The following is a 15,407-nucleotide window of genomic DNA, read 5'->3' as shown; positions in this document are numbered from 1 at the left end:
TTGTGTTATGAACCTTGGCAGTTTATTACTGCTTGCCAGTGACTGTGACGTCGCGGTAGGTGCGGCCGATGAGACCTTGGAGCACCTTGCCGGGACCAACTTCAACAGCCTCGGTCATGCCGTCGGCAACCATGGCAGCCATGATCTGGCTCCAGCGTACGGGAGCGGTGAGCTGCTTGATGAGGTTTTCCTTGATTTCGGCAGGATCGGTGTGGGGCATAGCATCTACATCCTGGTAGATGGGGCACTTGGGTGCGCTGAAGTCGGCCTCGTGGATGGCCTTGGCGAGTTCCTCGCGAGCGGGCTCCATGAGGGGAGAGTGGAATGCACCGCCCACCTTGAGGGGCAGAGCGCGCTTTGCACCAGCCTCTTTGAACTTAACGCAAGCAGCCTCGATAGCCTCGAATGTGCCAGAGATAACTACCTGTCCGGGGCTGTTGTAGTTTGCGGGAATGCAAACGCCCTCGATGGTAGCGCAGATTTCTTCAACCTTCTCGTCGGGCATGCCGATGATTGCAGCCATGGTAGAGGGAGCAGCCTCGCAAGCCTTCTGCATGGCGAGCGCACGTGTCTCAACGAGCTTCAAGCCCTGCTCGAAGGGGAGAACGCCAGCAGCAACGAGTGCGCTGAACTCACCGAGTGAGTGGCCAGCAACCATGTCGGGGCAGAACTCCTCGCCCATGGTGAGCGCCAGGATTACAGAGTGCAGGAACACAGCGGGTTGGGTAACCTTGGTCTGTTTGAGGTCATCCTCGGTGCCGTTGAACATGAGGTCGGTGATGCGGAAACCGAGTACTTCGTTAGCTTTCTCAAAGAGTGCTTTGGCCTGTGCGTTGTTTTCGTAGAGGTCTTTGCCCATACCTACGAACTGTGCACCCTGGCCAGGGAATACAAATGCTTTCATTTAGTGTTATTTAGTGATGTTAAAATTTTCAATTAAAGAAAAAATTCCGTAATTAGACCGCAAAGGTAGTGTTTTTTTGCGAAAAAGCAAAATTTTTTTCACGAAACGGCCACGTTGTGGCCTACGAAACGCTACGCTACGAAAACTATTTAATAATTGCGAAAACTATTTAATATAGTCCCCAGTAGGAGGTGTCGAACGTTGCTTCGGCGGCTTCCTCTATGTCGTCGGGCAGGTTACAGAAGAAGTCTATGCCCGTGCGGCGTTCCAGTTCGTCGATGCTGATGGCACAACTCTTGATGGTTGTAGAAGACTGTGCATCGTCGCTGTGGGTTGTCCATAGACCGAGTGCCTGGTACTGTCCGTTCTTGACTGCGAGCAGTGCGCAGTAGAAGTACTTGGGAACGGGCAAGCGGTTGTTGCATTTCTCGGTGTAAACGCCAGCGCTCTTGGACCCGTTGAGTTCTACATCGGCGATAGTTGCAGCCTTGACCACATAGAGAGTGTCGCGGTAGTAGCTGCTGTTCCAGTCGCGCACCTGGCTCTCAATGCGCTCCCACAGGCCGGCATTGTGGCTCTGCCACTGGGGTTGCATATTGCTCAGGAAGAATGTCTGCTCGTTCTGCTCGGTAGAGCACAGACGGTCGGCACTGGGGCAGAGGTGTCCGCGCGAGAAGCCGCTGCTGCGGTAGTCGGCAAGAGTAGAGCGTGTAGCCTCGGGCAGGTCGGGGTCTTCCTGGAACGAGTCGTGGCGTTTCACGTTGCTTGCGCTGTTGCCCGGGTGCATCTGGTAGCATGTCCAGCGGTTGGCAATCAAGGTGTTGCTCCACTCTACAGAGTAGGTCACGCCATAGTCCTCGGTGCTCTTGATGCTGTAGCTGTTGTTGTCGGTCTCGTTGATGCGGGGCCACTCTAGGTTGTACATGTACTTGCTTCCGTCATATTTGTCGGACGAGTAGTTGCGGTTCTTGTTGTTGGGGTCATACTTGGGATTAACCGGAGCTTCGATGCTTTCGATCTGCGAGTACAGGTAGTCAACGCTCACGCCTGTGCCCTTGAGATAGATTTTCATACCGATGCCTTGTTCGTCGCCAAACTCACCGCCTATGTAGGCGATACTGTCCATGTCGGCAGCATTGTGAGTAACAGTGACGTTGTTTTTGAGAGTGATAATGACAGTTTGGGGTTTGCTTTGCTGTGCCAATGCTGTCAATGCTGTTGCGATGCCCAGGAGGGCGAGTAATATCTTCTTCATATCTATCGGTCCTCCTTTCTTTATTTGTTATTGGGTTTCACGTGCAGAGTGACGCTGGTGTTTCTGCTGTTTCCCATAATGATGTTAATTAATGCGTTGACGTCGCTCACATCAACCGTTCCATCTCCGTTCACGTCGTCGCGAGTGCCAAAGGATCCCGCTTTCGATGGATTCATAATCACGTTGATGATGCAGTTGACATCGCTCACGTCGGTGCTTCCGTCCAGGTTGACATCGCCCAAGAGAGCAATGCCCTCACCGTTGATGTTAAGGGATGCCACGCCGGTAAAGAATGCGTGCGTAGTCTTGACTTGGCTTGCGGGAACTTCTACGAGCATGGGAGTGCCGTTTGCGTAGGCCAGTGCGGTCACAGTAATGCCGTCCATGAATGTGTTGTTATACATGCCTGTCATGCCCTGTACAGTGGCGGGATCGCCGGCATAAAGGGTGACGTCAGTAAACAAGGTGGTGTTGTCACCGTTGGCAACGGGTTTGAACAGATAGGGTTTGTTGTGCTCAATCAACCTGCTTGCCTGGGTCATGGTGAGCTTGCCGTCGGTCAGTTTAGCGGGTTGCATCAGCGTGCCGTTGAACCGGTCAAGGTCAAACGGCAGCACGATGGTATTCCACTCGCCGGCAGTGAGGTTGCGGGTGAGGCGCACACCGGTGTTGGTGATGTTGGTTTCGGGAGCGACGAACGGAGCGCTCTCGTTCACGACATAAAAGATGGGGTTAACATTGTTGACATAGACGGGCACCAAGGTGTTGTCGGTGGCTGTGGGCACTGCAAGGCACACAAGGTCAACAGTTGCTCCCTCGTAGGGTGCTTGGTACTTTTCGCCTTTGCCCATGCCATACAGGTTGTTGATTGTAAACTTGTGGTTGCCATACACCGCCTTGCCGTCCTTGATGGTAAGGTTCATGAGGCGAACCAGGTTGGCAGCGCTTCGGGCATAGGCCGGGGGAGTGATGGTGGTGGCACTGACATTGGTCTCGGTGACGGGATCGGCAATCACCAGTTGTGCGGTGTTGGTCAGCGAACCGTCGGCAACCAGCTTGGGCATACCGTTCTTTAAAGAGAATTTTCCTGTTATCCAACCTGCGATGTGCTGGTTGGGAGCAAACGGGCGGTTTGTGTCAATATTTTCAAGCATTACCGCACCAGAGTTGTCGCGCAGATAAACCTCTGCGCCGTCCTCGCTGGCATAAGTCACACGGCAGTTGTTGCCGTCGGGCAGGTAGAGGCGCACCATAGAGCCGTCGGTCAACTGGCGTAAAGCACCAAGTCCGGTAGCGGTCTCGATGGGAGTGCTTGCAGTATAAGTCACCTTTACGGTATAGATGGTGTTAGAACCAGTAGCCGTAAATTTGAGTGAGCTGGCGTTGCCTGTCCAAGTGAGCCCGTCCACATTGCCTGCGCTGGCTTTTAAGTTAAGGGTTTCGTACTTGCCTGTGAAAGTGACACTGGTGATTTCGCTTCCGGAGGGTACTGACAGCGTGAAGGCAGTGTTACTGAACAAATACAGGTTATAGGCATTCTGGTAGTAAGTAACCTGTGGAATGGGATTTGCCGATGGAGTGAAAGTCACTCCGTCTATTGTGATGGGCGATGTGATGTTGGTCTTCACGCTAGATGTGGGAATCGCCAGCCCCATCTGGGTGAGTTTCTGTGTGGAACTGAAATCGAACGTTGCCGTCACCGAGTCGGCCCAGGCAAAGCCCGTGCATGCTATGGCGGCTATGATCAGTATCAGTCGTTGAAAATACTGTTTATGCATAGAAATTAGTAGTTAATAAAATAAGTAACAAATTTCAAATTGGTTTGAATTTGTAAAATTAGTATATTTATAATTAATGTGCAACAGTAATGGGGGGAAATTTTTCTCTCATGCATAAAATAAATGCGAGCAGGGTTGTGTGTTTGCAATAAAGGCGGTATATTTGTAGCTTGAAATAAAATGAAGAGTCATGAAAAAGATAATCGAAGGAACCACGCTGTCGCAGACCAACATACACGTGGAAGGATCATACTGTGTGACAGAGCGTCAGGATATGGTTAAGGTGCTCAACGAGTTGCGCAGGCGTTATCCGTCGAATCCTGTGCTGATGAACCGCACGAACGAATCGATGGTAGCCGAGTGGGTGCTTCACAACCTGTTCTACAAACTGCGCATTATGCGTGCTCACACTCGCGACGTGGATATCAACTATCCTTTGCGCTGGGTGGAGAAGGTGGCTTATAAAATCACGGGTTGGTTCCTGTGACTAGGTGCAATGATCCGAGAACGGAAAAAGAAAATGGTAATGGCTGCCATTACCTCGAAAAATGCGGCTGTTCTGCCTAAAATGAAACTCGCTACACTCGTTAGAATGAAATACCATTTGGGTGCAAGACCGGCTAGTTTGCAGTCGATTTTGTTTTTTTTGCTCGGCAGAGTGAGGGATTATTTGGCTGGTGTGGATAAAAAAGCAATGCCGTGTGCTTGCGGTGTGGGGGGAATTTTGTATATTTGCACAATTAAAACTATTAAACGGATAATATTATGCTTAATTTTATACTTTGCGGTTTCCTTGGGACTACTGAAATAATTCTCATTGTGGTGGTTGTGCTGCTGCTGTTCGGCGGCAAGAAGATCCCTGAACTGATGAAGGGTCTTGGCAAGGGCGTTAAGAGCTTCAAGCAGGGGATGAATGAAATCCAAGACGATATCAACAAGAGCGATAGCGAACTGGATGAACTTAATCGCAAGCGCGAGGAAAAGAAGCAGTAATTGCCGGATATTGACAAATATTTCCGTTGGTTGGGAAATGGATACCGAAGGGAATCTTCCTGAAATGTCGTTCTGGGAGCACCTAGATGCGTTGCGCTCGGTGCTTATTAAGATTGTGGTGCTGCTGGCAGTCACCATGATCGGTTTTTTTGTGGCAATGCCGTCGATGTTTGACAGCGTTATCCTTGCCCCTTGCGACGGGAACTTTGTGCTGTATCGTGTATTGTCGAAAATAGCATCAATCGTGCCTGGTTGTCCGGAACTGACAACCGACGGGTATCATGTCGGCTTGATAAACATAGAATTGACATCGCAATTCATGGTTCACATGACCACGTCGTTCTGGCTGGCACTGGTGTTTTCGTTCCCGGCAGTCATATATCTGCTGTGGACGTTTGTGGAGCCGGCGTTGTATCCCAACGAGAAGCGCGGTGCTCGTCGCGCGTTCCTTGCGGGCAACCTGATGTTTTTCTTGGGTGTGGCGATGGGGTATTTCATCGTGTTCCCTGTGTCGCTGCGTTTCCTTGCCGATTACCATGTGAGCGAGTTGGTGCCCAACCAGGTTTCGCTCGATAGCTACATGGACACGTTTTTGAGTCTGATATTCCTGATGGGCCTGGTGTTTGAGTTCCCGCTTGTGGCGTGGATGCTGGGCAAGATGGGTGTGCTTCACCGTGATTTTTTCTCCAAGTTCCGCCGTCATGCCGTCGTTGCACTGCTGATTGTTGCGGCGTTTATCACGCCTGGCGACATCTTCTCGACTATCGTGGTGTTTGTGCCGATATACTGCCTGTATGAGATGAGCGCTTTGCTCGTGAAACCTGCTCCTGCCGATGAGGGGTAATTGCCCGATACCATAATAAACCGTTGCTTTAACTTTTTATGTGAAGTATTGCTTTAAGCGTGGCGTTGCAAATGTTTGTGATGCTGGGTGATTGTTGTGTGCTTTCGTGCGCTGATGCGCACGACACAGGGGCGGACTGCGGGGGCGGACTGCGGGGGTGCTGTGGTGCTTTTCTTTGTGTTTTCGTGCGGGCTTTCGTGCAGGCGCGGGAAGTTTTTGTGCAAGATGCTTTGTGTTGTCGCAGATTATTATTATATTTGCATTTTAGAATTTAATGACGATGGCAGAGAAGGTCAAAAGCAATATAACTGGCATAGTGGGGGGCACCGTGGGTGTGCTCTTGTTGCTCATTGTGCTGTTGCCGTTTTCCCTGTATATCCCTTGGGTACAGAATATTGCGAAGGATTATGCTTGCGAGTGGGCATCGGAGGAGACTGGGCTTGATATCTCGATAGATCGTGTGCTTATCAAGTTTCCTCTCGACGTGAGTGTTGACGGGCTGCTTGTTCTGGACGAGCAGCGCGACACGATGTTGAGTGCTAGCAACTTCACTGCCGGAGTAGCAGTACTGCCGTTGTTCCGTCTCGATGTGGAGGTAGATGAAGCGTCGCTTGCCGACGCGCGTTACCGAATGGTGAGCGAGGATTCGTCGATGGTTTTCAAGGCGCAGGTAGAGCAATGCCTGGTGAAGGGCATAGGCGTGGATCTTGACCACAATGCAGTGAACCTTGCTGATGGCACAGTGAAAGGCGGAAATGTAAATCTTGATTATTATCCCGACAAAGTTGTAACCGAGTGTGACACAGCAGAATCATCTCCCTGGAAGATACAGGCTTGCCACCTCAAGCTAGAAAACGTGGATTATGCAATGACCATGCTCCCCACGATAGACACGTTGAAGGTGCACCTGCAGGCTGCCGAGCTTGCCGACGGCCTTGTGGATACGGGTAGCCGCAAGGTCGATGCCCGATGCTTGTCTATTGATACAATCGCAGTGAGATACATATATCCGAGCGAAAGGTTCGCGCGGGAGTATGCATTGGCGCATCCCGTGCCAGCCGACACGCTGTGCAACCCAGCCGACACCGTGCCATGGACCATAAGGGCTGACAGCTTGAGGCTTGCGGGCGGTGAGCTTGCATATGCCCAGAGAGATGCGAAGCTGTTCGCGGGACGAGGCCTTGACATGCGGTATATAGACGTGGCTGGACTGAACGTGGCTATTGACAGCCTGTATAACCGCGGGTCGGACGTCAACTTTGCCTTGCGAAGGCTCGACCTCACCGAGAACGGCAGCGGCCTAGCCGTGACCCGTGGCGAGGCAAGTGTGGCGATAAACAGCCAGCTGATAAGTGTGGAGAAAGCAAAACTTGCCACCCTGCTCAGCGACATAAGCCTTGATGCACACATAGACTTGTCGATTGCCGACAATCCCAACAAAGGCTATATCCATGTGGCTACTGACTCGCGAATCGCCCTGCAAGACGTGAGCAAACTCATGCCCGAGTATGCTCCTGTGCTCAAAGGCATTCCGCAATATTCTCCCCTGGCGTTGAAGGGCGAGTTGAGCGGAAATGCATCGCGGGTAGATGTTACGACCCTCACGGCCGACCTTCCTAAATATGCCCATGCCACTGTGAGCGGAACTGTATATAACCCCACAAGCTTCAATGCGATGAGCGGTGACGTGAAGCTAGACGCACGCTTTGACAACATAAACTTCGTTAAGCCCACCTTGCTCGACAAGACGATGCAAAACGAAGTGAATTTCCCGCCCATGTCGCTCACGGCCAATGCCAAACTAGACCACGGCCGCATTGCTGCCGACGCTGTGATGACACTGTCCACAGGCAAACTTGTGGGCACGGGTTCGTTCAACACCAACACCGATGAGTATGACCTTGACGCATCGTTCAACAGCTTCCCCGTGAGGGCGATATTGCCACTGTATGACATAGACAACCTCACTGCCGACATGCGGTTCAGAGGCAAAGGATTCGACTTCCTGAACCCCTCGACACATGTGAATGCCGAGATAGACCTTGCTAGCGTGGTGTGCAACAAGTACTTGTATGAGAACCTCGATGCCCGCGTGGCGATGGCCGACGGCGTGATGGCAGGCCGCATAACAAGCGCCAACGACAACTGTCGCGTAGATGTGGATGTGGAAGGAAGCATCAACGGCCGTCATTACCAGATAGACGCCCGCGGCGACATTGCTGACCTCGACCTCAATGCGCTAGGGTTCTATAAAGGCGAGTGCTCGGGCCGTGGCCGCCTGGTGGGCACCTGCGACATAGACCTGGACCTCAAGGAGTATAACGTGGACGTCGATGTCGAAGATCTAGACTGGGTTCTCGACGGCGATATCCTGAGGGCGGCAAAAGCCTCGGCTACATTTAACTCCAACGCGACGTCAACCCACGCTACATTTGAGAACGAAGACAACCATGTTGCCTTTGACGCACCGCATGGCATAGACTCGCTTATCCATTACTTCTCGAAGAGCGCCGACATAGCCATGCACCAATACAAGCACCTGTCGATCAACATAGACACATTGCAAGAGGCACTGCCCACATTCAACCTGGGTTTGAAGATGGGCATGGACGGACTGGTGCAGCGGTATGTGCAAAAGTATGGCGTGGACTTCAGGCACGTGGGACTTGACATGCGCAACGACTCCACAATCTTCATAGACGGGTATGTGCACTCGTTGAGCATGGAAGGTACCAACATAGACACGCTCACCCTGAAAGCAACGCAGTGGAACAAATACCTGGCATTCAAGGCCCACATGGGCAACCGTCCCGGCACATGGGATGAGTTTGCACAGGTATCGGTAGTGGGCGGAGTGAAAGGCTCTACCCTCGACTTCCTGCTCACGCAGCAAAATATCCACAACGAGACAGGCTATAGAGTGGGGTGCAATGCCACGCTCACCGACACGGCAGTGAACATGAGGATGTTCCCTCGTGAGCCCATTATAGGTTACCGCAACTGGGTGATGAACGAGGGCAACTTCATCAACTTCAACTACGGCACCAAGATGCTAGACGCCGACCTGAAACTAGAAAGCGACTCGAGCGTGGTGGCACTCAAAACCCAGCGAGTGCCAGGCGCCACTACCGAAGACATATTGCTCAACATTGCCAACCTGCGCATAGAAGAGTGGACAAGGTTCTTGCCCAACCTTGACCCGATGAGCGGAGTGCTTAATGCCAACATGGACGTGGCATGGAACGGTCATAACGTGGAGGGTAAAGGCATGTTGAACCTCAACAACTTCGTGTATAACGGCATGAAAGAGGGCGACTTCACGGTCAACACCACTTATGGCGTAGATCCCGAGACCGGAGGCACGCACATCGATGCCGACATGATAGTCGATGGGTCGCACGTGGCAATGGCTCTGGGTTCATTCAGCGACGCTACGCAGGGCAACGCCATGTCGATGGCAATGAAGCTCAACCGTTTCCCGCTGTCGAAGGCATCGCCGTTTATCCCCGGCAGGATGCTGTGGCTGCGTGGCTACCTCAACGGAGAAGTGAGCGTGAACGGCACGATGGACAACCCCATTGTCAACGGTAGGATGGTGGGTGACTCGGCTTATGTGGTCATGCCTCGTTACGGTTGCTCGTTAAGGTTGAGCGACGACGAATTGTCGGTAGTTGACAACAAAATGGAGTTGGACAACTATCGCATAATGAGCATGAACAATAATCCCGTGAACGTGAACGGCGTGGTAGATTTCAGGGACATGGATAACATGATAATAGACCTTACCCTCAAGGGCAAGAATATCCAAGTCATAGGCGCCGAGCAGCGCACGTTCTCGGAGGTGTTTGGCAAAGCATTTGCCGACATAGACGCGAGCATAACCAGCCGCAACAACTACATGAACATGCGTGCCGACCTCACAGTGCTCTCGGGCAGCAACATCACCTATGTGCTGCAAGACGAGATAAACAGCCCAGGCACCACCTATGATGAGAACATGGTCACCTTCGTGAATCTCAACGACAGCACTGGCGGAACACCTAACCTTGTTACTGCCAAGGGGTCGTATGCAACAAATATCCTTGCCAACATCGTGATACAGCAAGGCACAAAGATCAATGCCTTCCTCTCGCCTGATGGCAAGGACCGTGCAAGCATCGACGGCAGCGCCCGCTTGAAATATTCGCTAGACTTTGCGGGCAAGGACGTGCTCACCGGCACTTACACGATAGAGAGCGGCCAGGTGCGTTACACTCCGCCACTCATCTCGCAGAAGAACTTCACCATAGCCTCGGGCAGCACAGTGGTGTGGAACGGCGACATGCTTAACCCGCAGCTCAACATCTCCGGAACCGAGCACGTGAAGACCAGCGTGTCGCAGGGCGATGGCAGCTCGCGACTCGTAGATTTCCTGATCACAGCCAATGTGGGCGGCACTCTGGGAGTGATAAAGCTCGACTTCGACATGAGCACCGAGAGCGATATGGGCGTGATGAATGAGTTGCAGTCAATGAGCGACGTGCAACGGTCGCAGGCGGCAATCAACATGCTGCTCTACAACACATATGCCGGCACCAACAGCGCGGGCAATGTGAACGGCCTCACGGCAAGCGCGGCATTGTTCTCGTTCCTGCAATCCCAGCTGAACTCGTGGGCAGCCAAGACTCTCAAGGGAGTGGACCTGTCATTCGGCATCAACCAGTATGAGGGCCGCACCGGCAAAGGCACCGAGACAAGTTATTCTTACCGCTTGTCGAAGAACCTGTTCAACGACCGATTCAAGATTGTGGTGGGCGGCGAATACAGTACCGATGCAACCGCCGAGGAAAACTTCGGCCAGAACCTGATAAGCGACATCTCATTTGAATATTCACTCAACGAGACAGGCAACAAATATGTGCGCCTGTTCCGCCACACCGGATTTGAGAGCATCCTGGAGGGCCAGGTGGTGGAGACCGGCGTGGGCTTTGTGATGAAACGCAAGGTGAGCTCATTGAAGTCGCTTTTCGGCGTGAAACCGATGCGTGTAACAATCATGGACACAATCCCCGCAGCAAGAAAAGAAGAAGAAAATGCCGAGGTTGTGACCGACTCAACAACAACAGCGCAATGAACAAGTACTTACTAATATTATGCCTTGCACTTGCTGCACTACTGGGCACGTCGTGCTCAACTACAAGCAAGCTGGGGGCAAACGATGTGCTATATACAGGCGTGAAGAAGCTGGACTATCATCAGGAAAACGCCAAGCTAGATGCTGATGTGCAAGACCAGATATTCGAGGCAATAAACGTGAAGCCCAATAACCCGCTATACTCACCCTATTACCGCACTCCGTTTCCTGTGGGCCTTTGGGTTTATAACCACTGGGATTCCAAGTCGAAGGGAGTGAAAGGGTGGTTGTATAAACTGCTAGTAGCTCGTCCCGTGCTCATCTCGAGGGTGCGTCCGCAGGCACGAGTGGATATGATAAACACCTTGCTTCAAAACAATGGTTATTTCACATCGACTGCCAACTACAAACTGAATTATGACAAGAAAAATCCCAAGAAGGCAAGCATCACCTACGAAGTGAATGTGGGCAAACCTTACACCATAGGCGAAGTCAAGTATATGGACATCAACACGCCAGTGTGCCACATCATAGACTCGCTTGCCCGTAAAGACCATTATCTGAAAACAGGAAGCCGCTATTGCCTTGACTCGCTCAACGCTGTGCGCATCAATATCACTAACTACTTGCGCAACAGAGGGTACTACTATTTCCGTCCCGAGTATATCCAGTACCTTGCCGACAGTGTGCACCAGCGAGGCGTGATAGACCTGCAACTTGTCAACTCGCCCGACGTGCCCAACATGGCCCACGTGAAATATGTGGCGCGCGACATAGTAGCCACCGTGAGCAGCGACGAGGGCGGGGGAGTGCCCGACAGCATTGACATGGAGCGGTGCACCCTGGTGAAGTTCAACCCCGTACACATAAGGGACGCAGTGATACCGTCCAACCTGCGCATGCGTCCAGGCCGAGCATTCGGCGTTAACAGCATGGACCGCACGCAGTTGGCATTGTCTCGGCTAGGAATTTTCAGTAACATAGACATACAAGTACATCCGGTGATAGACTCCATTACCCCCGCTGGCAATGGTGTGCTGGACGTGGAGGTCAACTGCGTGCTAGATAAACCGTGGGAGGTGAAACTAGAGTTGCAGGGCACGTCAAAGAGCAATAGCTTCATCGGCCCCGGACTAGAGGCCGGATTGACGCACAAGAACGTGTTCGGCGGCGGAGAGAAACTTACCGGAAGCCTCAATGCCTCTTATGAGTGGCAGACGGGTGGCGGAAGCACTGGTGCGAAAAGTGACATGAACTCTTATGCGTTCGGCCTAGACCTCTCGCTAGCCTTGCCCCGCTTGCTGGCACCGAGCTTCGTGGACCGCAGCCGCCGTTATATAAACTGGACAAAGGTGGGCGTCAATGCCGATATCATGAACCGCCCGAGTTTCTTCAAGATGGCCCAGATGGGCGCATCGTTCACTTGGGAATGGCATGCCAACAAGAAGTCACTCAATGAGTTCACGCCATTCAAGTTGACGTATTCAAAATTGTTGAGCCGCACCGAGGCCTTTGACTCGGCAATGATAGCCAATCCCGCTATTGCGTTGAGTTTCCAGGATATGTTCGTCCCCATGATGCAGTATTCTTATACTTACGACAATGATTTCGGGCGAGACCATATCACATGGAACGTGCAGTTGACCGAGGCCGGAAATGTGTTTGCCGGCATCTGGGCGATGTGTGGCAGCAAGGGCACAAAGAGAATGTTCGGCACACCGTTCTCACAGTTTGCCAAGGCGCAGACCAATGTGGTGTGGACGCGCAGGCTGGGCGAGCAGTCGTCGATAGTGGGCAGGGCGTTCCTGGGAGCAGCCTACGCCTACGGCAACAGCGACGAGGTTCCTTACCGCGAGCAGTTCTACATAGGCGGTGCCAACTCGGTGCGCGCCTTCACCGTGCGTCATGTGGGTCCAGGCGGATATCATCCCGAGCACGTGGATGCATATAGTTATTATGACCAGACCGGTACGTTCAAGTTTGAGACCAACTGGGAATACCGTTTCCCCATTTTCAGCTATTTCAAGGGTGCGGCATTTATCGATGCAGGCAATGTGTGGCTGCTCAAGGACGACGAGAAGCGCCCTGACGGCAAGCTGGAGATGAAGAACTTCTTCAAGCAGCTTGCTGTGGGCACCGGCGTGGGTTTGCGTTTTGACATGGAGATGCTCGTTGTGCGCGCCGACCTGGGCGTGGGCTTGCACTTGCCCTACGCCACAAGCCGCAGCGGGTGGTATAATATACCCAAATTCAAGGATGGCCTTGCATTCCACCTTGCAATAGGCTATCCATTCTAATTGCGTGACTTGATATGAAGACAGGACTTGTACTAGAAGGCGGAGCGTTGCGCGGCATGTTCACATGCGGTATTCTCGACGTGTTCATGAGAGAAGGCATAGAACTTGACGGCATGATAGGAGTGAGTGCGGGAGCAGCATTCGGCTGCAACTACAAGTCGCGCCAGCAGGGTCGTGCGTTGCGCTATAATACGCGATATTGCAATGACTGGCGTTATTGCAGCATGCGCTCGCTCATCAAGACGGGCGACCTCTTCGGCGGTGAGTTTTGCTATCATTACCTTCCAGCCAACCTTGACCACTTCGACATGGACGTGTATGACGCTAACCCCATGCCCATGTGGGTGGTGTGCATGGACGTTGACACTGGCGAGGCTGTGTACCACCGTTGCGACACGGCCGGTGACGAGTGCTTCGAGTGGATCAGGGCGTCGGCATCGATGCCCATGGTGTCGCGTGTGGTGAGCGTGGGCGGTCACAACATGCTCGACGGCGGCATGGTAGATTCGATACCGCTTGTCAAGATGGAGCAAATGGGGTTTGAGCGCAACGTGGTGATACTCACCCAGCCACGAGGATTTGTGAAGAAGCCTAACAAGATGATGCCGCTGGTGCGTGTGGTGATGCGCAAGTATCCGCGAGTGATTGAAGCCATGAAGAAGCGTCATATAGGCTACAATGAAACTTTAGAGCACTTGTCCCGCCAGGAAGAGGCCGGCAAGGTGTTTGCCATATTCCCCGACGAAAAACTACCCATAGGCCATGTGGAGAAAGATCCCGAGGTGTTGCGCAAAGTATATAATATAGGTGTAGCCAAGGCCGAGCAGCTGCTCCCCGCACTGCGGGAGTGGATGGGTCGCTGCACAAATCAACCATAATATAAATCAAAAAATACAAAACTAATCTACACATAATTATGAGAAAAGTGATATTTGTTACGATGGCATTATGCGCGTCACTGCTTAATGCTCAGGACATCGAGGTGGTCAATATAGAAAACGATGCTGTTCAAGCCTATCTGGCTGATGACACATATCTGTATGATACAGATTATGCGACAAGCGTGATAAGTAAGTACTATGACAAGACGCTGTATGGCAACCTGCTAGACAAACCCCGTGGAAAGCGCGTCAACTGGGTATCAACCACCATCACAAGCAAGTTGAGCGAAATACGCATCGTTGTGAGCGAGAATGCCGACTACAGCAATGCTGTGACCCATAACACCAAGTCGCTCGGGGTAAGGTCTTACACGATCTCAAACATGCTTCCTGACCGCCATTATTATTATAAGGTAGAAGAAGTGCTGCTCACGGGCGAAGTGAACGAGGTGGCTCACGGCGACTTCCGCACCGAGGGTCAGTTGCGAATGATCAACGTGGACGGAGCGCGCAATGTGCGAGACCTAGGCGGTTGGCCCACGCAGTTCAACGTGCCTATCAGGTATGAGCGCTTGTATCGCAGCGCCCACCTCGACGAAGTGACTGCAACAGGCATCCATGACTTTGCCGAGAACCTTAACATAGGTGCCGAGCTAGACCTGCGCGGCGATTCACCCAACGTGGCATCACCTCTGGGCGATAATGTTGACTTCATGGTCATCAGCGGGGGTATGTATTACTCAGGAATAAAGATGAAAGAGAAGAATGCTATCTGCTTGAATTGGGTAATAGACCGCCTGCGCGAGGGCAAGAATGTGGACTTGCATTGCCTCGTGGGTGGTGACCGTGCCGGCTTGCTCGCTTTTCTCATCGAGGGAGTGTTGGGTGTAGAAGAGATAAACCTTATCCGCGACTATGAGTTGTCAACCTTCAGCGACCGCATGCGCCCCCGTTCTTATGAGAAGACTACCAATGACACCTTTGCTCAGCTGGTTCCTTACATTTACACTCATGGTCCCAGCTATGATTTGGCTAAGTGCTTCTATAACTACTGGCTTGATTGTGGAGTGTCAAAAGAAAATCTCGACTATCTGCGCTATGTGATGCTGGGTATAGAGGATGTGAACACTGGCATCGTGGATGTGGAAGCGCCTTCGGGCAAGGTTGCCGCAGTCTATGATATCAACGGCGTGCGTCACAGCAGTCCCGTCAAGGGCATCAACATCATCGTGAATGCCGACGGCAGCGTGAAGAAAATAGTGAAGTGAAGTTACCATGCCAGGGGGTCGTGGTGACTCGACTCATGGCGTGTGTTTCTAGGATATCTGAAGCTCCTAGGCTG

The 15,407-nt window shown here is 52.3% G+C and carries 10 protein-coding genes; 7 read left to right on the top strand and 3 right to left on the bottom strand.

What is annotated here, in order from left to right; all coding sequences use genetic code 11:
- Positions 1-25: 25 nt before the first annotated feature.
- The 3 genes from fabD to ACKI3C_RS05230 form a co-directional block, all read right to left on the bottom strand.
- Positions 26-904, bottom strand: coding sequence for an ACP S-malonyltransferase (gene fabD / locus ACKI3C_RS05240; protein ID WP_407402760.1), 879 nt, complete (start codon positions 902-904; stop codon positions 26-28).
- 169 nt (positions 905-1,073) lie between these two features.
- Positions 1,074-2,159, bottom strand: coding sequence for a DNA/RNA non-specific endonuclease (locus ACKI3C_RS05235; protein WP_407402758.1), 1,086 nt, complete (start codon positions 2,157-2,159; stop codon positions 1,074-1,076).
- A 20-nt stretch (positions 2,160-2,179) separates the two neighbouring features.
- Complete coding sequence (locus ACKI3C_RS05230) at positions 2,180-3,937, bottom strand: dockerin type I repeat-containing protein (protein WP_407402756.1); 1,758 nt, start codon at positions 3,935-3,937, stop codon at positions 2,180-2,182.
- Positions 3,938-4,127: 190 nt separating this feature from the next.
- Between ACKI3C_RS05230 and ACKI3C_RS05225 the strand changes: the two genes are divergently transcribed.
- The 7 genes from ACKI3C_RS05225 to ACKI3C_RS05195 all read left to right on the top strand — a co-directional run bounded on the left by ACKI3C_RS05225 (position 4,128) and on the right by ACKI3C_RS05195 (position 15,333).
- Positions 4,128-4,424 (top strand): hypothetical protein, encoded by a 297-nt coding sequence (locus tag ACKI3C_RS05225; protein ID WP_407402754.1) that lies wholly within the window; start codon positions 4,128-4,130, stop codon positions 4,422-4,424.
- A gap of 278 nt (positions 4,425-4,702) precedes the next feature.
- Positions 4,703-4,930: a twin-arginine translocase TatA/TatE family subunit gene (locus ACKI3C_RS05220; protein ID WP_407402752.1), complete on the top strand. Its 228-nt coding sequence runs from the start codon at positions 4,703-4,705 to the stop codon at positions 4,928-4,930.
- Positions 4,931-4,967: 37 nt separating this feature from the next.
- A complete protein-coding gene (gene tatC / locus ACKI3C_RS05215) occupies positions 4,968-5,774 on the top strand; it encodes a twin-arginine translocase subunit TatC (RefSeq protein WP_407402750.1) in 807 nt (268 codons plus the stop codon).
- A 280-nt stretch (positions 5,775-6,054) separates the two neighbouring features.
- The gene (locus tag ACKI3C_RS05210; protein ID WP_407402748.1) at positions 6,055-10,887 is read left to right on the top strand and encodes a translocation/assembly module TamB domain-containing protein; all 4,833 of its coding nucleotides are present in this window, start codon (positions 6,055-6,057) and stop codon (positions 10,885-10,887) included.
- Positions 10,884-13,184, top strand: coding sequence for a BamA/TamA family outer membrane protein (locus ACKI3C_RS05205; RefSeq protein WP_407402746.1), 2,301 nt, complete (start codon positions 10,884-10,886; stop codon positions 13,182-13,184). Before ACKI3C_RS05210 ends, ACKI3C_RS05205 begins: the two co-directional genes overlap by 4 nt.
- Before the next feature lie 14 nt (positions 13,185-13,198).
- Positions 13,199-14,062 carry a patatin family protein gene (locus ACKI3C_RS05200; protein ID WP_407402744.1) on the top strand — a complete coding sequence of 288 codons (864 nt, stop codon included), beginning with the start codon at positions 13,199-13,201 and terminating at the stop codon, positions 14,060-14,062.
- 38 nt (positions 14,063-14,100) lie between these two features.
- Positions 14,101-15,333, top strand: a complete 1,233-nt coding sequence (locus ACKI3C_RS05195) for a tyrosine-protein phosphatase (protein WP_407402742.1) — start codon at positions 14,101-14,103, stop codon at positions 15,331-15,333.
- Positions 15,334-15,407: the final 74 nt, after the last annotated feature.

This window comes from Sodaliphilus sp., from assembly GCF_045598405.1.
GTDB classification, from domain to species: domain Bacteria; phylum Bacteroidota; class Bacteroidia; order Bacteroidales; family Muribaculaceae; genus Sodaliphilus; species Sodaliphilus limicaballi.
The sequence above is the reverse complement of the archived record's forward strand: the minus strand, read 5'-3'. Positions and strand labels throughout refer to the sequence as shown.

Coding starts and splice junctions, on each gene's coding strand:
- fabD (WP_407402760.1), bottom strand. CDS start 904: ATGAAAGCATTTGTATTCCCTGGCCAGGGTGCACAGTTCGTAGGTATG.
- ACKI3C_RS05235 (WP_407402758.1), bottom strand. CDS start 2,159: ATGAAGAAGATATTACTCGCCCTCCTGGGCATCGCAACAGCATTGACA.
- ACKI3C_RS05230 (WP_407402756.1), bottom strand. CDS start 3,937: ATGCATAAACAGTATTTTCAACGACTGATACTGATCATAGCCGCCATA.
- ACKI3C_RS05225 (WP_407402754.1), top strand. CDS start 4,128: ATGAAAAAGATAATCGAAGGAACCACGCTGTCGCAGACCAACATACAC.
- ACKI3C_RS05220 (WP_407402752.1), top strand. CDS start 4,703: ATGCTTAATTTTATACTTTGCGGTTTCCTTGGGACTACTGAAATAATT.
- tatC (WP_407402750.1), top strand. CDS start 4,968: ATGGATACCGAAGGGAATCTTCCTGAAATGTCGTTCTGGGAGCACCTA.
- ACKI3C_RS05210 (WP_407402748.1), top strand. CDS start 6,055: ATGGCAGAGAAGGTCAAAAGCAATATAACTGGCATAGTGGGGGGCACC.
- ACKI3C_RS05205 (WP_407402746.1), top strand. CDS start 10,884: ATGAACAAGTACTTACTAATATTATGCCTTGCACTTGCTGCACTACTG.
- ACKI3C_RS05200 (WP_407402744.1), top strand. CDS start 13,199: ATGAAGACAGGACTTGTACTAGAAGGCGGAGCGTTGCGCGGCATGTTC.
- ACKI3C_RS05195 (WP_407402742.1), top strand. CDS start 14,101: ATGAGAAAAGTGATATTTGTTACGATGGCATTATGCGCGTCACTGCTT.